Source organism: Paenibacillus ottowii, from assembly GCF_006874425.1.
GTDB classification, from domain to species: domain Bacteria; phylum Bacillota; class Bacilli; order Paenibacillales; family Paenibacillaceae; genus Paenibacillus; species Paenibacillus ottowii.
Map to the genome: position 1 here is coordinate 43,329 of NZ_VIJZ01000004.1, position 20,826 is coordinate 64,154.

Annotated in this window: 17 protein-coding genes; 8 read left to right on the forward strand and 9 right to left on the reverse strand. The window is 48.1% G+C overall.

The genetic code is table 11. The features are described from left to right. Positions 1 to 9: 9 nt before the first annotated feature. Entirely contained in the window at positions 10 to 840 is an 831-nt protein-coding gene (locus FKV70_RS10255) for a sugar phosphate isomerase/epimerase family protein (RefSeq protein ID WP_142612777.1), read from the forward strand. Between the two features lie 176 nt (positions 841 to 1,016). On the opposite strand, the gene FKV70_RS10260 is transcribed toward FKV70_RS10255, so the two are convergent. Then, positions 1,017 to 2,093: a glycosyltransferase gene (locus FKV70_RS10260; RefSeq protein WP_142612778.1), complete on the reverse strand. Its 1,077-nt coding sequence runs from the start codon at positions 2,091 to 2,093 to the stop codon at positions 1,017 to 1,019. A 396-nt stretch (positions 2,094 to 2,489) separates the two neighbouring features. On the opposite strand from FKV70_RS10260, the gene FKV70_RS10265 reads away from it, so the two are divergent. The 3 genes from FKV70_RS10265 (at position 2,490) to FKV70_RS10275 (ending at position 6,808) form a co-directional block, all read left to right on the forward strand. Then, positions 2,490 to 5,336, forward strand: coding sequence for a methyltransferase domain-containing protein (locus FKV70_RS10265; RefSeq protein ID WP_142612779.1), 2,847 nt, complete (start codon positions 2,490 to 2,492; stop codon positions 5,334 to 5,336). A gap of 24 nt (positions 5,337 to 5,360) precedes the next feature. Beyond that, positions 5,361 to 6,023, forward strand: coding sequence for a class I SAM-dependent methyltransferase (locus FKV70_RS10270; protein WP_142612780.1), 663 nt, complete (start codon positions 5,361 to 5,363; stop codon positions 6,021 to 6,023). Between the two features lie 83 nt (positions 6,024 to 6,106). Further along, a complete protein-coding gene (locus FKV70_RS10275) occupies positions 6,107 to 6,808 on the forward strand; it encodes an HAD family hydrolase (RefSeq protein ID WP_016819605.1) in 702 nt (233 codons plus the stop codon). Between the two features lie 102 nt (positions 6,809 to 6,910). On the opposite strand, the gene FKV70_RS10280 is transcribed toward FKV70_RS10275, so the two are convergent. The 6 genes from FKV70_RS10280 to FKV70_RS10305 are packed head-to-tail and all read right to left on the reverse strand — an operon-like array spanning position 6,911 to position 13,668. Continuing rightward, positions 6,911 to 8,089, reverse strand: coding sequence for a YheC/YheD family endospore coat-associated protein (locus FKV70_RS10280; protein WP_142612781.1), 1,179 nt, complete (start codon positions 8,087 to 8,089; stop codon positions 6,911 to 6,913). Next, the gene (locus FKV70_RS10285; protein ID WP_142612782.1) at positions 8,071 to 8,586 is read right to left on the reverse strand and encodes a GNAT family protein; all 516 of its coding nucleotides are present in this window, start codon (positions 8,584 to 8,586) and stop codon (positions 8,071 to 8,073) included. The genes FKV70_RS10280 and FKV70_RS10285 overlap by 19 nt, the downstream gene beginning before the upstream one ends. An 18-nt stretch (positions 8,587 to 8,604) precedes the next feature. Beyond that, positions 8,605 to 9,711, reverse strand: coding sequence for a YheC/YheD family endospore coat-associated protein (locus FKV70_RS10290; protein WP_142612783.1), 1,107 nt, complete (start codon positions 9,709 to 9,711; stop codon positions 8,605 to 8,607). After that, positions 9,708 to 11,078: a YheC/YheD family endospore coat-associated protein gene (locus tag FKV70_RS10295; RefSeq protein WP_063213130.1), complete on the reverse strand. Its 1,371-nt coding sequence runs from the start codon at positions 11,076 to 11,078 to the stop codon at positions 9,708 to 9,710. Before FKV70_RS10295 ends, FKV70_RS10290 begins: the two co-directional genes overlap by 4 nt. Positions 11,079 to 11,090: 12 nt before the next feature. Continuing rightward, positions 11,091 to 12,245 (reverse strand): YheC/YheD family endospore coat-associated protein, encoded by a 1,155-nt coding sequence (locus tag FKV70_RS10300; RefSeq protein ID WP_142612784.1) that lies wholly within the window; start codon positions 12,243 to 12,245, stop codon positions 11,091 to 11,093. A gap of 43 nt (positions 12,246 to 12,288) precedes the next feature. Continuing rightward, positions 12,289 to 13,668: a YheC/YheD family endospore coat-associated protein gene (locus FKV70_RS10305; RefSeq protein WP_142612785.1), complete on the reverse strand. Its 1,380-nt coding sequence runs from the start codon at positions 13,666 to 13,668 to the stop codon at positions 12,289 to 12,291. A 162-nt stretch (positions 13,669 to 13,830) separates the two neighbouring features. On the opposite strand from FKV70_RS10305, the gene FKV70_RS10310 reads away from it, so the two are divergent. From FKV70_RS10310 to FKV70_RS10320, 3 genes are all read left to right on the forward strand, one after another. Next, a complete protein-coding gene (locus FKV70_RS10310; RefSeq protein ID WP_064796232.1) occupies positions 13,831 to 14,175 on the forward strand; it encodes a YlbF/YmcA family competence regulator in 345 nt (114 codons plus the stop codon). A gap of 72 nt (positions 14,176 to 14,247) precedes the next feature. Then, the gene (locus FKV70_RS10315) at positions 14,248 to 14,532 is read left to right on the forward strand and encodes a hypothetical protein (RefSeq protein WP_064796231.1); all 285 of its coding nucleotides are present in this window, start codon (positions 14,248 to 14,250) and stop codon (positions 14,530 to 14,532) included. A gap of 202 nt (positions 14,533 to 14,734) precedes the next feature. After that, positions 14,735 to 16,069: a DRTGG domain-containing protein gene (locus tag FKV70_RS10320; RefSeq protein WP_063213125.1), complete on the forward strand. Its 1,335-nt coding sequence runs from the start codon at positions 14,735 to 14,737 to the stop codon at positions 16,067 to 16,069. 44 nt (positions 16,070 to 16,113) lie between these two features. On the opposite strand, the gene FKV70_RS10325 is transcribed toward FKV70_RS10320, so the two are convergent. Both FKV70_RS10325 and FKV70_RS10330 read right to left on the reverse strand, forming a co-directional pair. Further along, on the reverse strand, positions 16,114 to 16,611 hold the full coding sequence (locus FKV70_RS10325; protein WP_063213124.1) for a sporulation membrane protein YtrI: 498 nt from the start codon (positions 16,609 to 16,611) through the stop codon (positions 16,114 to 16,116). 12 nt (positions 16,612 to 16,623) lie between these two features. Then, positions 16,624 to 16,953 carry a YtrH family sporulation protein gene (locus tag FKV70_RS10330; RefSeq protein ID WP_063213123.1) on the reverse strand — a complete coding sequence of 110 codons (330 nt, stop codon included), beginning with the start codon at positions 16,951 to 16,953 and terminating at the stop codon, positions 16,624 to 16,626. Between the two features lie 137 nt (positions 16,954 to 17,090). On the opposite strand from FKV70_RS10330, the gene FKV70_RS10335 reads away from it, so the two are divergent. Continuing rightward, complete coding sequence (locus FKV70_RS10335; protein WP_142612786.1) at positions 17,091 to 20,756, forward strand: DNA polymerase III subunit alpha; 3,666 nt, start codon at positions 17,091 to 17,093, stop codon at positions 20,754 to 20,756. Positions 20,757 to 20,826 lie beyond the last annotated feature (70 nt).

Consider the following 20,826-nt stretch of genomic DNA (forward strand, 5'->3'; position numbering starts at 1 on the left):
CTAATTATTATGGTACAGATATCACAAGTTGCGGCTGCAAACTATCATTATAAAAGATATTCTTTGGAGTATTTTTTAGATTCTGTTGCAAAGCTTGGATTCCATAATATTGAATTGTGGGCTTCAGGTCCACATCTCCATTTAGACTATTTTAGGTATCAGGATATAAAAAAATTAAATACAAAAATAAAAGAAAGAGGGTTAAAGACGATCTGCTTTACCCCTGAACAGTATGTCTACCCGGTAAGCATCAGTCATCCTGATCCGGAGTATAGAAAGAGAAGTGTTGAGTTTTTTTGCCGGCATATTGAAGCTGCATCTTTGCCGGAGTGTGACAAAGTGTTGGTGACCACAGGCATCGCCTACTTGGATGTTGATGAGACAGAAATGTGGAAATGGTGCAGAGAATCTTTAGGCGAAATATGTAAAACAGCAGAAAAAGAGGGGATTTACCTTCCCGTGGAGGCTTTTACCTCTTTTACTACACAGGTGTTTAATAGAGCCGAGCACATTTCCAAGATGATAAAAGAAGTTGGGAGCCCCTATTTAAAAGGTTTAGCGGATACGGATGTGATGGAAACTACAGGAAAGGATACCATTCATGATTTTATAAGGGAACTGGGAAATAATTTAATGCATATACATTTTGTGGATGGTAATCCTGGAGGACATCTGGTGCCCGGAGAAGGCAGATTAGCAATGACGGAAGTGTTAAGGGAACTTAACAGTATAGATTATAAGGGATATCTAGGTCTGGAATTATTGGATAGAAGGTATGTTATGAATCCAGAAAAAGCCCTGAAAGATTCGCTCACGTGGTTCGAAAAACACCTGGAATGATAAAGAGGAGCGACTTTTTACTATTTTATATCACGAATTTCAAACCAAGAAAGTCGGTTCCCTATAGGAGGAATCGACTTTTTTAAGTACGCCCAGCACAGCATGAATGTTAACTTCAGAGCAGGAAATCCCGAACGGGATGGCAAGTCCCTGCCTTTAGCCAGTATTTGTCTTCCTTATTTCTGTTGCTCTAGTTGTGCAAAATACTGCTCGTTGTATAAGACGCTTGGATGAGTGGGATGGTGCAACTGAGCTATGCGATGATGCGATTTTGCCTGTTCGATGTCGCCGATTCGGTCGTAACACAGGCATAATTGCAAGTGTGGAAACCAGGTATAGTACGACGAATTGGTTAAGGCCATCACATCTTCCGAGGGCTCGATCAGCGTCGCTTGACGAAACCAATATATAGCTTGAGCATACTGCTCATCTTCAATGAACAAATTGCCGAAAACACAGCAGAACTGCGCGCGTGGTACATCAAGGGTAAGTGTGCGGAGCAGAGCCATACGTTGCTTCTGTTTTTGTTCTTGGCGACCGTAGCATTCCGCTAGCTTAAAGCAGGCAGCAATCCGATCTTCTGTCCACCCTCGATTCACCTCCAGATAGTGTTCGTACTGCTGAATGGCTTCTAGTATACGCCCGTTATCATATAACTCATTGGCGAAGTAGTAGTGATCTCGTTCCGAAAAAACGGTGCCTTTTTCCCGCTGCTTGAGATATATGTTCAAATTACGGTCGGAGTGAGGGCGCGTTTTTTTATGAGTCACAGCCATATCACTGTGAAAGGTGCTGCCTGTGACATTCAGAAATTCGTGAACAAATCCGATCCATCTGAATCTGCGATCACGCCGTACAATTCGGTTTCTTTTGAGCTTATACAACGGCTGTCCCTGTTCATCTACCGAAAGCACATAATCCATGGTAATACTGTCATAGGAGAGGGAGGCTTGTTTTTTCCAGTTGAGAAAGGATAATCGATCTTTTTCTTCCAGTATGTCATCGGCATCCAGCCAAAATTGATATTCTTGCGTTGCCTGATCAAACGCATAATTGCGGGCAGCGGAGAAATCATCGCACCATTCAAAATGGTATATACGAGCGTTAAATGATGCAGCGACCTCTTGGGTTCTGTCGGTAGAGCCAGTATCCACGATGATCATTTCATCCACCAGATCATGGACTGATTTCAGGCAGGTATGAAGGGCTTCTTCTTCATTTTTGACAATCATGCATAAGCTGACAGTTACCATGCTCTTTGTCCCTCCCAAAAAACTAGGTATAATCCCCATTTTATTAGGATAGCTTGCTCATTATGTAGTAATTTCGACGGCGCGAGTAGAGATGATGTGATGATCATAAATCCAGTTCTGCTCTAATAAAATTAGAAAATCAAAGTTGGATGTTTGGGGGGAGAGTATGGATTGAGCGATGTGCGTGACATTCCAGGATAGGACGTGCGACAGGATGGGTTTTATGGTTGAATGGGAAGATTGTATTTGGGATTCATGTCGTTTTCATTGATATTTTCGGGCGTAAGTCCATTTATACCACGCTCACTCCCATATCGCTTGGTCGAACTTAGGGTATGCGTTAGGACATGGAGGGGGAACGGTTATGAGGCTTCCGCCTGATGGAGGCGTTGACACATGCGTATACTAATCGGCAGCCCGGTGCACCAGAAGCCGGAAATTTTATCTTTGTTTCTTCAAGCCTTGGAGCGTCTGGAGGCACCTGAGGTGCTGCCGGATTATTTGTTTGTCGATGATAATGACAATCCGATTTCAAGTCAGTGGCTAGTTGACTTTTCCAATCGGCTTCCAGGTCGGGTTCTCCCCTTGTTAACAGGCTCACAGCAAGTAGAGCACCGTAGTGATGAGCACACTCATTATTGGCCGCCTGCTCTCGTCTGGAAAGTGGCTGGCTTTAAAAATCGTCTTATTGAATATGCGCTTCAGCACAATTATGACGCGTTGTTTCTGGTTGATTCGGACCTGGTTCTTCATTCACGTACCTTGCGCAGGCTGGTGGAGACGGAAAAAGATATCGTATCAGAAATTTTCTGGACGCGTTGGCAACCGGAAGGACCGCTATTGCCTCAAGTGTGGGTCAGTGATGAATATAATTTGTTCCACCGCGAAGATGGCGAGGTATTGTCGGCAGAGGAGCGAGCGCAACGTGAGTTACATTTTATACACCAGTTGCATGTTCCAGGTTTGTATGAGGTGGGTGGGCTAGGCGCTTGTACCCTAATCCGCAGACGGGCGTTGGAAGCAGGAATTCATTTTGGTAAAATCAAAAACGTTTCTTATTGGGGAGAAGATCGACATTTTTGTATTCGGGCGGCTGCAATTGGGTTTCCACTTTTTGTGGACACACACTATCCGGCAATGCATCTATATCGGGAAGCCGATCGAATGAAGGCAGAACAGCTATTATCCACCCTAAAGTATTTTATTTCCAAACATCCAGAGCATTTAACACATATGGAACATTCCAATACTTCTCCCAGCGGTTCAGCCTTCAATCATCCAGCAGATTCAAGCCCCTCTGAGTTCCTTGACCCTCCAGTTATACCCGATCATCTTCGTGAAACTGCTATCTTTGCTAAGTACACGGCGGATTCGTTTGTAGTACCACCAACGTTCACGGGTCCACGACAAAGCGAGCTTTATACACCGCCTGTCTCTAATCCTAAATTGACGCTGACCATGACGGTATACAATGAGGCAAATCGCAAGCTTACAGACGTGCTGCTGAGTCACCGGGAATACATTGACGAAGCAGTCATTATTGATGATGGTAGTCATGACAATAGCGCAGAGTTGTGCCGGGAGATCTTGCAAGGAATCCCACTGCGTCTGATCCGCAATGAAACCCCCTCTTTTACCAATGAAGTCGAACTGCGAAAGCAGCAGTGGAGAGAGACATTGGCTTCCTCTCCCGAATGGATATTAAGCATGGATGCTGACGAAATGTTTGAATCCCGTTTTGCCCAAGGGGTACATTCTTTGTTAGCGGGAACGAAAGCAGATACGATTTGTTTCAGGTTATTTGATATGTGGTCTTCCACGCATTATCGTGATGATGATTATTGGCAGGCCCATCGTTATTACCGTCCTTTTTTAATTCGATATAAAGAAGGGTTCCCTTATAAATGGAAGGAGCAGTCCTTGCATTGTGGGAGATTACCCGAAAATGTACTTGATCTTCCCACTGAGATCAGCAACTACCGTATTCAACATTGGGGATGGTATACCCCTGCTATTCGTATGGCCAAATTTGAGCGGTACCAGCTGCTTGACCCAAGTGCTCGTTATGGATGGAAAGAGCAGTATGATTCCATTTTGGACTCGAACCCACGGCTTACACTCTGGGTGGACCAGGACAACAACAAAAATACAGAAAAAGAACCTGCATCAGAACATGAACCTGTCCAGCAGGTACACGCACCGGATGTCGCCAAGGTGGCCAGTGTGCAGGTCATTGACAAACCCGATCTACAAATTAAAAGTGAAATCAAGGACCCATCTTATGGCAAGGAGAAGGTGAAGGGGGCGGAGCAGAGTGTAAAATGCAAACTGTGTGGCTCATCTGACACGATAGTATTTCATGATTATCAACGCTTTACCTTGATGGGCTGCGGCTCCTGTGGATTGGTTTTTCGTAAGGATGTGGATCATATTCAGACTGAGGAAATGATAGCAGAGATTTATAATGCCAATTGGGTTGCTATGCGAGATAGTGCAGCGGCGTCCACCTATGGGGATCATGCCCTTTTTGGACTCATGTTGCTCGATATGTTCAGTCCCGCAAAAGGGAAGCTGCTTGAGATTGGCTCAGGTACCGGAGAATTTATCCATGCTGCCCTCCAAGCTGGCTGGAATGCAGTGGGTATTGAGCCTTCCAGTGAATCGCGTGCTTATGCCAAATGCAATTATGAGGTAGAGCTATTACCCGGCTATTGGAACGGTGAAACAGAATTAGATGCTCAAACAGAACAATCCGTGGAAATTCACCGAGATCACGAAGATCAGGAAGGGATTGGGGCCGAAAGTTTAGAGGAAGAACTGGACTTATCGCTGGAGCACCCATACGAAGCCATAGCGTGCTGGCATGTGCTGGAGCATATCGCGGACCCGGTCGCATTTTTGACAGATCTGCGCGCACACCTTCAACCTGATGGGACGTTATATATTACGGTGCCTAATAAAAACTCGTTTACCAATGAGGCTTATGGCGTTAACTCGCCTTTATATACGGAGGAAGATCATTTGTACCATTATTCGGATCATACGCTGACGCTCTTACTGGAAAAGTCCGGCCTGCGTCCAGTGTCTTTGTTCACCCGTCAGCTTCCCTCTGATCTGGATGCTTTGCTGCAAGCACACCCTTTGTACGGTGAGCTTACTTTTACAGAGCAAATGGGATTGTTGGCTAAGCTTCAAGGCGAGAAACGGGGTCATGAATTATGCTGTGTAGCAAGGGTAATCTAAATATCCCCGAAGGAGGCTACATTTATGGATATGGCTGACCCGTACCTATCTCGCTTTTTTGTATATTCTGATCCCAACTCGTCCAACATGATTTACAGACTCCCTCAAAGCTGGTGGAGTCGTCCCTATGAGTATGAATGGTGTCTCCAATTAATGTCCGGGCAAGATACAGTATTGGACGCGGCATGTGGAATCCCTCATCCATTTAAATTTGAGTTGGCCCGTCGTTGCGCTCAGGTCTATGCCTGTGATCTAGATATACGAATTGTATCTGTGGATGCCATCTTGGCCGAGGTACGGCGGGATATTGGAGAGGAGGCCGCCGAACGCATTCAGGAGATTTTACCGGTTCGGCTCCACACCGCACATGCCAATCTGACCGCCCTGCCCTATGAGAATGCCAGTTTTGACAAAATTGTATGTATTTCCGTGTTGGAGCACTTAACGCCTGATGAATCTTTGGCAGCCTTGTGTGAATTTCACCGAACTTTAAGGGATGACGGAATGCTGCTGTTGACGTTTGATTACCCTACAGTGGATCTTTCGGCGATGGAACAATGGATAGAAAAGGCGGGATTTTCGTATTGGAGTGGTGTAGATCTCCAGCTTCCACGGGGAGCTCTGCACACAGATATGTGGGGTGGCTTACATTGTTTTAGGACTGTTCTAAAAAAATATAAGAGTTAATGGTATGCGCAATGAGGTTTACACGGGCCTCTCTTATTGCTTATCATGAGAGGGGTCGGAGTGTAAACTTACATAGGAAAGGAATGACTGATAACTACATGAACAATGCACCTGTGTTGAAGAAACCTGAGGCTATGGTATTTGATATGGACGGAACACTTTTTCAGACGGAGACGCTGCTGCTTCCTGCGTACCACAAGCTGTTTGATACGCTGCGCGCCGAAGGACTTTATGAAGGCGAGACTCCTCCCGAGGAGCTCATTTTGAATAGTTTGGGTATGCTGCTGGATGAAATCTGGAGAAGAGTAATGCCAGAAGCCAGTGAAGCAGCTCATAGAAGAGCGGACGAGTTGTTGCTTCAGCTGGAGCTGGAGGGGTTGAAGAATGGAAGTCATGCCCTGTATCCACATGTAAAAGAAACACTCCAGGCACTTCATGAGCAAGGTGTCCGTTTATTCGTAGCTAGTAACGGGCTGGAGGATTATGTAAAGGGGATCGCTGCTGCGTATGAAATGGTTCCTATTTTTGAAGGCTTGTACAGCGCTGGGGAATACAGTACGCTTTCCAAGGTGAATTTGCTAGAAATTCTGTTAAGCAAGCACGATATTTCGAATGTATGGATGGTGGGAGATCGTTCCTCAGACGTGGAAGCTGGCAAAAAGAACGGGCAAACGGTGATTGGCTGCGCTTATGCTGGATTTGGTGTGAATGATGAGTTGGAAGGGTCCGATGCGATTATTACGGACTTTACGCAGCTGCTTACGCTTTATAAAAACGCCGAGTAACTGTGAAAACACAGATAAGGGTTATAAATAGCTTTGATGTACCCTATAAATAATACATGCAAACGATGTAAGACAGACGACAAAACAAAGGAAGGCAGCCACTTACGCGGAGCCTTCCTTTGCTTTACTCTCAGTCTTATCCTCTGTTTGATCTTCTGTTTTTTGTTCTGCCTGCGGCTTGGGATTAATCTGAGTATGGTAGACCCACAAGGCATACTCCATGGGCCGGGTGATGGCACGACGATAGGTTTCTTTTTCGCCAATGCGTGAAAATACTTCGCGGGCCGGCTTCGGATTGACCTCAAGCACGTAGATATGACCGTCCTTATTGATTGCCAAATCGAGCGCAAGCTCACATAATGCCCCATAGCTTTCTTCCAGATATGCAGCGATGTCCAGTCCGAGCTTTTCCCCTTGCTTAATGATGTTCTCTCTCTGGTCTTCATCCCGAATCCATTGCGTTAGCAATTCCTTCATCGGTACGGCCTTGCCTCCACCATGCAGGTTGGAAGTGACACTCCGATGTGCTCCGATCCGCCCGGCACATCCCGTTAGCTCCCATACGCCTTGGCTATTTTTCTGTACCAGCATACGGTAATCATGGACCCTGCCATTCGGCAACTGCACAGGAATGCCTTCCTGAACAATGTAGTTATCCATGTTCCAGCTGCTCAGACGCGGCTCCAGACGATCCAGACGTACCCGCTGCTGGGGAATAATATGGCGCTTGTGATTACGCCCTTCAATCAGATACAGGCCGCTTTGCTTGTTAACAGGTTCAATACGTAAAATGCCGCGACCACCCGTACCATTAATTGGCTTGAGGTATACTAGTGAATTCTGTTTGAGCATTCGCTTTACACTATGAAATCCGTCGAACAGATCTGTTGCAGGCAGATGGGGGCGAAAGGCAGCCTTTCTCGCAAGCTGCTGATGAATGGCCCATTTGTTGCTCAGCGGTCGGTTTAGATACACAAGGTCTGTATACTGCAAGCGAAATTTCTTTAATTGGCGATACCGCTCGCTACGCTGCACCCGGCAGCGGTCAAAAATCATATCGGGAAATTGTCGCCATTTACGAGTCCATTTACCACTGTGCGGATCATAAATTTGGGCAAGGAGCAGTCTGCGATCCTTATGGACATCCGCAGGAGTGAATACATACATATCCAGTCCCAGCCTTTTCCCTTCTGCAATCATGCGTTCATATATATCGCGTTCCTCCAGTTGCTTCTTACTGTTCAAATACAAAGTCATGATGCCTAGGACAGGTTTTGGCACAGCATTCCACCTTCCTCTGCCGTCTGCTCATCTTCGGATAATTCCCCACAAAATATCAGCGTGGGCTTCCCTGTCGGTCCAGTCGTCATTTCATGTGCAATAAGTCCAGCACGGAAACAGGTTTTGAGACTGGCCATATTGTCGGTGGCTACGCTGCACGTCAGACGGCGCAGCTGTTGGAGCTGGGCGGACAGCAGTCTAGCGCCCAGTCTGCGGCCCCGGTAAAGCGGACGAACAATCACGATGCAAGCATCCTTCCCAAAATTCAGAGCGAGGGAAAATCCGGCAATCCGCAGCCCCTTCTCCGTGCGCACATATGCGCACAGGAGAGAGGAGCCAGGAGCGTTCAATTGCTCTGGCGTTAAAACAGCCAACTGCCGCAGAGCATTACGAGTAATGCGCATGCCGCCTGAACTGCGAGCCAGAAACAGCAACTGTCGTCGTCTCAGTACCCAACTGCGGGTAGGCAAATGTTGAACATTGCTAATTTGCGGCATGATTCCACTTCCTTGGTATTAATTCATTCGCTCGGCCAAAAAGGAGCTGTACTGAAAAATACGTCTAAGTGATTTTTGGCGGATATCCGGCTCGTCGAATTTCATCGGTTTGGCATTGGCTTCAAAAAACCAGAGGGTTCCGAGTGTATCCACACCCAGATCCATGGACATTTCACCATGAGAAAGACCGGATGCGCGTTCAATTTGACGTGCAATCAGAATGGCTGTACTTTTAACCTTATTCAGCAAATCTGTGCTTTCCTCAGGTCCAAAGAGTGAGGATAGAAGCTTGAACGGGTCCTCTACACTTCCCCCACGCGGAACATGTGTTGTAATACTTCCCTTACCCGCTAATCTTGCACCGACTCCGGTAATGCTCCATGCGCCACGGGCATTTTTTTGCACCAGAATGCGCAAATCGAACGGCTTTTTCTGATAGGTAGCCAGATCAATCCCCTGTTGAATGATATAGGGCGATTTGCCTGCCTCCCGGCGAATACGTCCCCATAGCCGAGACAACGATACAGATCGGTAGGTGATGCTTTTTTTGTCATGTTGAATCGTCAAACTGTATGCCATCAGATGCTCTGGGCTGAATCTGAGAATCATAATCCCTTTCCCTGCTTTGCCGTTTTCTGGCTTGAGATACAGGTATGGATACGCGGACAGCATTTTTCCTAAGGAAGACAGATCGCTTAATCGCTTGGTGATCGGAACAAGTTGACGCGTGGATTCCGAGGTACGGAGCCATTTGAACAGCTCCCACTTGTTAAAAAAGCCTGGATTGTACAGTTCAACGCCTGGGGCGTGCGAAATTTCATCCAACTTTGCGCGCACAGAGGTTTTAAGCTCATAGCTACGATTGGGGATACGATTGTAAATGACCTGTGGGGTTGGAAAACTTTGTTCCTCCCACGTCTGTGAGTTTTTGTTATAGATGTAGCCCTTCACCGTTTCATCGGTCAGCTTCAAGTCCCTGACAGTAACAATGTACACCTGATACCCCATGCGTGTTCCGGTTTCCAGAATATCCCTGAAGTTTCGCTGATTCCCCTTGAAAAGTTGTACCTCGTCGTGCACTGTCAATACGGCAACGACTGGTTTTTGCTCCACCTGGGTATTCATATTTCCTCTTTTCTGCGGAATTTACTGAGGTAAAGACAGTGGTCCAAAATATGCTCCACGGATGCTTTACCTTCCGCACGCAACGAAGGATGCTGAAAAATGGATCGACCTGGTTTAGAATTGGCTTCAAACATCCATACCTTTTCATCCTGATCGATGCCCAGGTCAAATCCGATTTCACCCAGTAGATGCTGGTGATGGTATTCTATTGCTTCTGCTAGCGTAACTGCTACATTCTTGGCACGTTGAAGCACTTCACCCGCCCGGTCACCGAATACACGACCGAGCGCTTGCTCGGGTGTCATAAGGGAACCGCCGTTTTTGATATGGGTTGTGACACTTCCACGTCCGGCTTTTTTGGCTCCAATGCCAACGACGACCCATTGGTTATTGCCGTCTTTATGCATATGGAACCGGAAGTCAATTGGGCAATTATCAATTTCGATCAGCTGAATGCCCTGTTGAATGACGTAACCCTTTAGTGTCTGCCCCTTATTAGAGTGGAGCATCCGCAGCATGGAATTAAAAGAGGTGAATCGCAGCAATACATTGCTATTTTTCTTCCGGTACCTTACAAAATATCCTTGCTTGGGGACATACGACAGGCGATAGATTCCTTTACCGAGACTGCCGCTGCTTGGCTTGTAATAAGCAAATTGATGCCGCTCCAGCATACCTCGGATACGTTCAGAGCTAGGATTCATATAGGATTCAGGGACATAGCGGTTAACCTCTGGATTATTTTCCAGTAGATGATAGATATCGGATTTATTGAAAAAACTCCAGTTAAAGAAAGGAATTCGCTTGCGTGAAAAGCGTTCGCGTAGTTGATTGATCGCTGGGGAAAAATCAGAGCGACGGCTTGGCAAACGATTGTAGATCACGTCCGGCAGAGGTACGATTTTACGTGTAAACTCCCCGCTGGATGACAAAAAATAACCGTTAATCGTATCCGTTTGCCAGTTGATATCCCTTGGAGTAAAGGCAAAAATATAAGATTTTTTGCTTCCCTCCTTCAGCAGTTGCTTAATAAAACCTGTGCGTGATCCGAAAGGACGGGTGGTAGAGTTAGTAGCATCAGATAGTACTCCAATCAATGGTCCAAGCTGCACATCTCCATCCTGATTCCGCAAATAGATAGCCCCGCTTTTGGGAACACGGATTGCATTGCGTAAGCCGGAGGTCAAGTATAGATGGCGTCCCGCTTTCTGAATGGGTTTTACGGTTGCGGGAATCTGATCCTTGCCAAGGCGCAGACGAATGGACTTGGCTCCAGATAACTTAAGGCTTTTCAACAAGGCAGTGGATATATACGCCACCTTGTCGGGCTGCTGTGAGAAATGCACATTGCAATGCGTTAAACTCATCTGTTTATCCTCCTATACCGTATGTTCAAGGGAGGCGCCCGCGCCCTTTGGCCCTGTCGCTTTGGAATGGGTCATTAAATATCGAGCATATTCGAGCGGGCGGTTGACCGACCGAAAAGCGGACTTTGGCTGACGAGTCTGAAAAAAGGAGGCTCGACCAGGACGGGAATTAACCTCCAACAGCCAGATATTCCCACTCTGATCAATACCATAATCGATTCCCAACTCGCCAAGGCGGCCATAGCGTCTCTCCAACGCTCCGGTAATGGTCAAGGACAGCTCCATCATTTGCTCAATGATGCGACGGGTGCTGTCCACGCCAAATTGTTCACGAAGGTATGGCTCTGCCGGATGGGCTTCCCCCCCACCGTGCAGATTGGAAGTCAGAGTTCCTTTTCTGCCTTCTCTCACGGCAAAGCCCGTCAGGCGCCAACAACCGTTGCCGTCCTTTTGCATGAGTGCACGAACATCAAAGGGATGATTGCTTTGACTTGTTAATTTCAAATAAGGCTGCACGATATAGGCGCGTTTGTGTGCAATACCGTCGATCCATGACAATCCTGCATCTAATTCAGAAAACAAGCGACGGAACGGGCGGTTTTGAGAGTTCCTGCCTTGTACGTACAGTCCTTGGCCACCTTCCGTCAGTCGGAGATACAGCGTGCCCTTGCCATGGGTTCCAGACTGTGGTTTCATAAATAGCTCCGAATGGCGTTGCAGCCACTCCACAAGCTGGGTCGTATCCCGGTATGGGGCCGTAGGCGGTACAAAGGGCCGCACTTTATCTACCGTATGCAGAGCACGATATACCTGCCATTTGCCAGGCAAGTTACGCGACCAGTAGATGAGCTTGCGCGATTTTCGCTCCGCCATGTCTTCCAGTGTGCGCTTGACATTCAGGCTCTCATGGACATGGAGACAGCGGTTATAAACAATATCCGGCAAGGGAAAGCGGCCGAATGTCCATACTCCAGCACGATAAACATAACCCTGTATCGATTGATCTTCAGGTGAAACTCCTTCGGCGGTAAACGCCATTACGCTAATACCAGAGCGCCTGCCCAACAAACTTAGCCTGCGGCAGTAATCAGCTTCTGTAATAGGGGGAATAGCGTCCTGCTTTCGGCTAACAAGCACGCCGAGCATGCCTGGCATAACAAGGGACACCGACAACAGCTCCTTTGGCAGCTGGACTCTGGAAAAGATAAATTCATTTGAATCCGGCTGAATAACGGCAATATTCGATCATTTTTTTTACGGACGGACGGGTTTTCTGATCGTTCAATGGCGTATTGTCATTTTTGGATGGTTTGGAATTGACCTCTAGCAACCAGATACGCCCCGTGCTATCAATCGCCAAATCAATACCAAATTCCGCGAAATGGGCGGGAATCGCTTTTTCTACTCCGCTTGCGATCTCCAGTGCTGCTGTTTTGAGAGAGGTAAGACCACTCGATTTAACAGCTGCGGGCAGCGTGGTTTTGGCCAGTGCTTCTTTGACTGTACTGAGCGTACCACCTCTTGCCAGATTGGATACAAAGTGGCTGCCTCCGGCGATCCGAGCGACAATGGAGGTTACGGTCCAGTTTCCAGACGCGTTTTTTTGTACAAGCGCGCGAAAATCGACCGGACGCTTACCGTGATCAATCAAGGTAAGACCTTGCTGCAGCTGAAAACGTGTTGATTTCATTTTCCCCGCCAAGCTTTTGTACAGTTTGTCGACGTTGGCGTATGTTTGCTTACGGGGAGTGCCCGCTGTTGTGGATAGCACCGTAAAGGTACCGTCGGTTTGCTTGTTAATGCGCATAATGCCTTTACCAAGGCTTCCGCGCACGGGTTTGACAAAAACAGAGGGATACTGGTTGCACATTTTTTTTAAAACAGCAAGGGTTTGCAGCAAGTGAGACTCGGGTAAATACTTTCGCAGGGAAGAATTAGATTTGAGCGCATCAAACACTTCGTTTTTATCCAAAAACTTTTCATTAAAAATGGCCGTGCCGTACTGCGATTTTACTTCTTTCATGAAATGCTGTACGCTAGTTCTGTTCTCGAGTTTACGGGAGGTGAGCCGGTTATTGACGACATCGCCAGCAGGCATGACCGTCTTTTTCCAGTCACCGTCATATACCCATCCCTGAACTCGCCCGGGCTGACTTCCGATATGCTCCGGGGTGAAGAAATACACATATGCTCCTTGTCTGCGGCATTCCCCGACTAGTTCACGGCAGAACAGGGTGATCGACCCGAAAGGCTTGTCGGGCTGTTCGGGATAGTCCCGACTAACCAGCACGCTAATAAGTGGGCCCACTCGAAGTGTCCGGCGGCCTCGGTTGTAGGTTACTCGCAGATCACAACTGGCATGATTGGCATGAAGCCCCATTTTTCGGGCCAGCACGCTTCCCACGCGTAGACCGCTGTATCGGGGTACCGATATGACGGTAACCTCTTGGCGGAACGAACCGAAGGCGAGCTGAACGGGGTGGCCTGCGGATATCTTCCATTTGCGAAGCAGGGACTCGCCGACCATGAGTACGTCATCCTGCAAGATGCCCGATCCGATGATTTGAATCGTTGTTTTTTTGATGGACATCGTGGATCTCCTTCCGGGCAGCAACTTGATGTCTTGAAAGTAACGGGAAACGTGAATGGGCTGTAATAGCACTGATTCATCATATGAGGACATATATACCTTGGTGATTGACGGACAATGTGAAATGTTGACACAAAACTTGTAATGGAGGAATGAACAATCATGAATATCTATGACAAAGCCCATGATTTAGCGAAAGCATTGAAGGAAAGCAAAGAGGTAGAGGAAATTACGTCAGCAATGAAGCTGATTGAAACGGATCCGGAAGCCAAGAAAATGCTCGACGATTTCCGTGAACGCCAAATGGAAGTACAACAGCGGATGATGAGCGGCGATATGCCGGCACAGGAAGAGATGGAAAAGATGGAAAAAATGTTCGAGGTACTCAGCTTGAACCTTAACATCCGTCGTCTGTTCGACGCTGAACGCCGCCTGAGTGTGATTATTGAGGACGTGAATAAGATTATTGCAGACAGTCTTCAACATTTGTACGGTTCGTCTATGTAAGTTTGTCTCATATTCCTTCCTGTCCTCTCATAGACTAGATACATAGAGTCACAGGGAGAGGAAGGGATACGATTGGGTTCTTTTAAGAAATGGAAACACGGTTTGTACACACTGATTGCATTGGCTATGGTTTTGGTCGCATTACCGCGCATCTCGCTGGCAGGTGGATTGAACTGGGTCAACGGCTTTGGGGTGGTCTGGGTACTTTTTGCGTTACTTGTCATCGGAGCGAACCTGCATTTTTTGCTGGGTGTGGATGAGGAAAAACGCAAAACGCTGGAGCGTGTGCGACGGGCCAAAATGCAGCAGTGGCAGATGAAATGGGATAATAAAGCTGATAAGGGAAATACGCTGTAAGATATTCTTTCAGTTTGCCTGAAGCTTATGCTCTTAAATTTCAAATCAACCTAGTTATGAAGCGGTCCCTTGTAACAAGAGGGGTCGCTTTTTTGCTATTTCCAAGCAAAAGATATCTTAATGACGAGGGTCTAAAACAAAGGGATTTTGTGGTATAATAGATACAGAATGATACAGATTGAACGTTGGGGGTGTAACAGAGTTGGACGGGCTAGATGAAACAGTTACGAAGCATGAGCAGTTATTGCGTCATATCGAGCAGTTGAAAATAGGCTCCAAAATTTCTGTACGCAGGTTGGCTAGAGAAATGAGCGTAAGCGAAGGCACGGCCTATCGGGCTGTGAAAGAAGCAGAAAATTTGGGAATTGTCATAACCAAGGAACGGATCGGAACAGTACGCGTGGAGAAGCGTCCACGCGGCTTGTCTGAGCAACTGACCTTTGCGGATGTAGTGAATATTGTAGAGGGACATGTGCTGGGCGGAAGCGAGGGACTGGAGAAACCGTTGCACAAGTATGTGATCGGGGCGATGCGTGAAGAAGCGATGGCTCGTTATATTGACGCAGGCAGTTTGCTGATCGTAGGTAACCGGGAGGATGCACATTCGCTTGCACTGGAGCAGGGAGCAGGTGTGCTGATTACCGGGGGGTTCGGTACGAGTCGGGAGGTTAAGCAGCTTGCAGACCAGATTAGTCTGCCGATTATTTCTTCGCGCCATGATACTTTTACGGTGGCTTCTATGATTAATAGAGCGATATTTGATCGCCTGATCAAAAAGAAGATTATGTTGGTTGAAGACATTGCGGCAAGCAAACCGAAGACGCTGACCTTGAAAATCAACAGCACGCTTACCGAATTTGAGGAGCTATCGGCGACTACTGGACATCATCATTTTGCCATAGTGGATGAATGGAATCGTTTGATAGGGATCGTCAGCCGTAAAGACGTGGAAGGGCTTCAACCTGAACATACGATGGATAAATGTATGATCCGTAACCCAATCACGGTCACTTACCAGACCTCGCTGGCTTCTGCCGCTCAAATGATGGCGTGGGAAGGTGTAGATTACTTGCCAGTCGTGGACCGCAACCGTAAGCTGCTCGGGTCCGTTACACGGCGTGAGGTGCTGGAAGCACTGCGTAACGCGCAAAAGCAGCCGCAGCTGGGCGAAACGTTCGACCAGTTGATCTGGAACGGATTTGCTGAGGAGCGCAATGAGGACGGATCATTATTCTTTCGCGGTTTTATCATTCCACAGATGGCTACTAATTTAGGGACGATCTCGGAAGGCGTACTGGTCAACGTGATGACACAAGCGGGTTACCGGGCAGCTAGAGATATGAGCGGCAAGGATTATGTGCTGGATAATTTGACGACTTATTTTATTCGACCGGTACAGATTGAGGATGCTGTCGTTCTTCGTCCATTGCTACTTGAGATGAGTCGCCGCACCTGCAAGCTGGAAATTGCGATTTCTCGGGAAAATCATTTGGTGTGCAAAGCTGTGATGACGCTTCAATCTATTGAACACGGTTAATCTACCTCTGGTTGAAGCAGGAAGTGAAGCTAAGTAAGATCGACTTAGTGGCTTTGAGGCAGTCTTTCTTTGGCCTCAAGCCAAATTTGCAGCACGCCTTCCATGACAAGCATCGTTTTGACCTGGATTGTATACTCCTTGTCACGAACGGTGTATTTTTTTTGGTTCAGCAGCATACGTACCAGCTTGCTGTCAGAATCAATCTCGAACATATCTCTGCCCCGCAGCACCTCCAGATCACGACTGACGCGGCGAAGAAGCTCTTTCAGGTTAATCGCATCAATTTTTTCAGCCGAAGCTTCCTCCGCGATCAGTTTAATCTCTTTGACAACCGTTTGACGCTTGCTGTATTTACGCAATGTTTTGTTGTCCTCTTCGGCTTGCTGAAGCTTAAATTGCAGGTCCTGGTTGTTCGTCCACAGCTGGTTAAAGCTGGCATGCCAGATCGCATTATAGATCATTCCTCCCGTAATCATACCGAGGACAAAAACGGAGGATAATTGCATAAAAGGGCGCAGGCGCTCAAAGGGGGGAACTCTCATAGTCGTTTCACCTCACGACCGTCCATTGCCGCATACCCACTTGACCAGCTCTGCACCCATATGAGCGCCTAAAAAAGCGAAAATCAAATACAATATCTGCTTGATGGCAGGTGACAAATTACCATCCAACATATTGCTCTCAATGACCCGGATCGGGTCCATCGTTCCCCCTACAGCGGCGGCAAGCGCCCATATTTTAATCCTGCCGGCAACCTCCAGCATCGTCTGGGTAGGTGGCTGAAGCGATACGACAGCTCCCATTCCTCCGAGCATGGCTCCTCCGAGCACGATGCCGAAGGCAATGAAGAAGTCGAGAATCGCTTTGGATATAAAAGTGCTCATGCTCTTTTCCTCCTTAAGTATACGAATCAGGACCGCGCTTGTCCGCCCGGGTCTGTACTTTTATTCTATGGGCGCTACTAACGCGGATATGATAAAATAGTTTGAAGAAAATCAAGCGGTGAAGGGAAGAGAAGCGCATGAGTTCATTTGTGCATTTGCATGTTCACAGCGAGTACAGCCTGCTGGACGGCGCGGCTCGTACCGCGGAATTGGTCAAACAGGCATCAGCTTACGGAATGAAGGCGCTGGCCCTTACAGATCATGGGGTCATGTACGGTGCCATTCCTTTTTATAGAGCATGTGTAGAGAACGGCATTAAGCCGATTATCGGGTGTGAGGCTTATATGACGGCAGGGTCGCGCAAGGAGCGTGGCAGCCGGAAGGATCAGCCCATATATCATTTAATTTTGCTCGCCAAAAATAAAACAGGCTATCAAAATCTGATGAAGCTGTGCTCCATGGGTCATTTGGAGGGCTTTCACTATAAGCCGCGCATCGACATGGACGCTTTGGCTGCCCATCATGAAGGCATCATATGCCTGAGCGCATGCTTGGGCGGTGAAGTGCCGCAGCTTTTGCTGCATGGACGGGAAGCCGAGGCACGACGTGCAGCGGAACGATACCGCAGCATTTTTGGCGATGATTTTTATCTGGAGCTTCAGGATCATGGTCTGTCGGAACAAAAACGCGTAAATCCTCAATTGATCGCATTGGCGAAGGAGCTGGATATTCCGCTAGTGGCGACGAATGACGTACATTACTTAACTGAGCCGGATGCTGACGTCCAAGATGTCCTGATCTGTATCGGGACAGGGAAAACCGTTGACGATGAGGAGCGCTTGCGGATACCAACACGCCAGTTGTATCTGAAAAATCAGGAGGAAATGGCTCGTTTATTTCCACATGTAGCAGAAGCCATCGCCAATACGGTGCGTATTGCTGAGAAATGCGAGCTGGAGCTGGAATTCGGTCAATCTATTTTGCCTGAATATCGCCCTTTGCCGGAAGGCATGACATCTTCGTCCTATTTGCGCAGTCTGTGCGTGCAAGGGCTGGAACATCGCTACAGAAGCGATCCTGCATGGGAGCAGCCGGAGGAGCGGGAAAGACTGGACCAGCGGCTGAGCTACGAATTGAATACGATTGACAGCATGGGCTTCAGCGATTACTTCCTGATTGTATGGGATTTTATTGCTTTTGCTCATAAGCATAAAATTGCAACAGGACCGGGGCGGGGGTCCTCAGCAGGGAGTTTGGTTGCCTATGTGCTTAATATCACGAATGTCGATCCGATGAAATACAATCTACTATTTGAACGGTTCCTCAACCCTGAACGGATCAGTATGCCGGATATAGATATTGATTTTAGCGATGAACGCCGCGATGAGGTTATCGACTATGTAGTACAGAAGTACGGAAATGAGCATGTAGCGCAAATTATTACCTTTGGTACGTTAGCAGCTAGAGCCGCAGTCCGGGATGTGGGCCGAGCATTGAATGTACCGTATGGCGAGGTGGACAAAGCGGCCAAGTTGATTCCAGCTCAGCTTGGCATTAATATCCGGCATGCGTTGGAGATCACCCCCGAGTTGAAGGCACTGTATGACACGAAGCCCAAGACACGTGAATTGCTGGATATGGCGATCAAAGTAGAAGGAATGCCTCGTCATGCTTCGACACATGCGGCAGGTGTCGTCATCTCGCGGACTCCATTGACTGATGCAGTTCCGCTGCAAGAGGGGAGTGAAGGGGTTCCTCTGACGCAATACTCGATGGAAAATCTGGAGCGCATTGGGTTGCTGAAAATGGATTTCCTCGGACTGCGTACACTCTCCATTATAGAACGGTGTATGCGCTGGATTGCAGAACAACATGGAGAAACACCTGATTTTGACTGTGTTCCCGATAATGACCCGCATACCTATGAATTACTGGGTAAAGGGGATACAGGAGGTGTGTTTCAGCTGGAGTCGGCTGGTATACGCCGGGTGCTCAAGGATTTGAAACCAAATGTTTTCGAAGATATCATTTCTGTCGTGGCTTTGTATCGTCCGGGTCCGATGGGCTTTATTCCTAACTTTATACAGGCGAAGCACGGACAGATCGAGATTTCTTATCCGCATCCTGATCTTGAACCGATCTTAAAGGACACCTACGGTATTATTGTGTACCAGGAGCAGATCATGCAGATTGCTTCACGTATGGCTGGCTTTTCCCTGGGAGAAGCTGATCTGCTGCGTCGCGCGGTGTCCAAGAAAAAGCGTGAGGTGCTGGATCGGGAACGTGGCCATTTTGTCGATGGCAGTATCAAGCAGGGCTACACGGAGGAGGAAGCTGGAAGGGTTTACGATATGATCGTCCGTTTTGCCGACTACGGTTTTCCGCGTGCCCATGCCGCTGCTTATGGTGTGCTAGCATTCCAGACGGCTTATCTTAAGGCTCACTATCCGGTACAATTCATGGCTTCCATGCTGACAGCCGTAATGGGAAGTCACCGAAAAGTGGCTGAATATGTTGTCGAATGCCGTCGCATGAATATTGCAGTGTTGCCGCCTGATGTGAATGAGAGTGGAGTGCTGTTTACCCCATTACAGCAGGGGGATATCCGTTTTGGACTAGCTGCAATTAAAAATGTTGGTACACAAGCAATGGAAAGCATTCTTACTGTTCGCAAAGAGCGCCCTTTTGACAGTTTGCTCGATTTTTGTCGACGCGTCGATTTGAGAGTATGCAATAAGAGAGTAATTGAATCGCTTATTCAGGCAGGGGCATTTGATTCATTGACAGGTCATCGGTCACAGCTGCTTGCTATGTTGGATGAGACGGTAGATGCAGCTGCCAAATGGCGTAAAGAACGTGACGATTTGCAAATTGATATGTTTGGGTTTGTAGAAATGCCCAATTGGGACATCGAATATCCGAATGTACCCCCATTTAGTTCCAGCCAGCAATTAGAGATGGAACGCGAATTGCTGGGACTGTATTTGTCCGGGCATCCGTTAGATGATTTTGAGTCGCTGCTGGAAAGCAGTCAGGCGGATCGTCTGATGGAGCTGAGCGATGTCCCAGATGAAACGGTTATTGTGACCGCAGGCATGGTGGTGTCACTCAAGACGATTACGACCAAGCAGGGAAAGGCCATGGCTTTCATTGAACTGGAGGATCAGATTGAGCGCTGTGAGGTTGTGCTGTTCCCTGAAGTTTGGAAGCGAAGCCAGCAGTGGATTGAAAAGGGAGCCTTGCTTGCACTTCGTGCCAAGATGCAGCAGCAGGACGAGCACTTCAAGCTGCTGGCAGATGAGGCAGCTCCGCTAGCGGAAGATACGCTGGCACGGCTCCTCCAGCGCCGGCGTGCCAGTGCGCGTTCATCCGCAGCCACTGGAGCTTCCGTGCCCGCTGCTGGCAGCCCAGGCGGCAGAGCACCGCGTGTGTCGCCCTCGGCTTCGGCAGTCGCTACATCAGTGTCGCCGCAGCAGAAGGCAGCTCGTCCTGTGTCGACTCCTTCCCAACGCGGAGGCGAAGCGGCTCATGTTGAGCAGGCTTCGTCCTCGCGCGGTTCGGAATCGCCCGCCCGTCAGCGGGTGTTTGTCAAAATCACCCGCCAAGCCGAGGAGGACGCCAGCTTGCTGGTCAGCCTCAAGGCGCTGCTGCAGGAGCACCCCGGTGCTGTGCCAACCGTACTCTTTTACGAGAGCAGCCAGCGACTGCTAGCGTTGAGCGATGCCTACAGCATTAAGCCCTCACCTCAGCTGTTTGACCAAATGGAGTCGATGTTAGGTATAGGCACGGTGAAAGTCAAATGATCGGGCCACAGCAATTGGCCCTTGTTGTAACGGTTTTATGAACATTTCCCTCCCCTTTCGCATACACTTG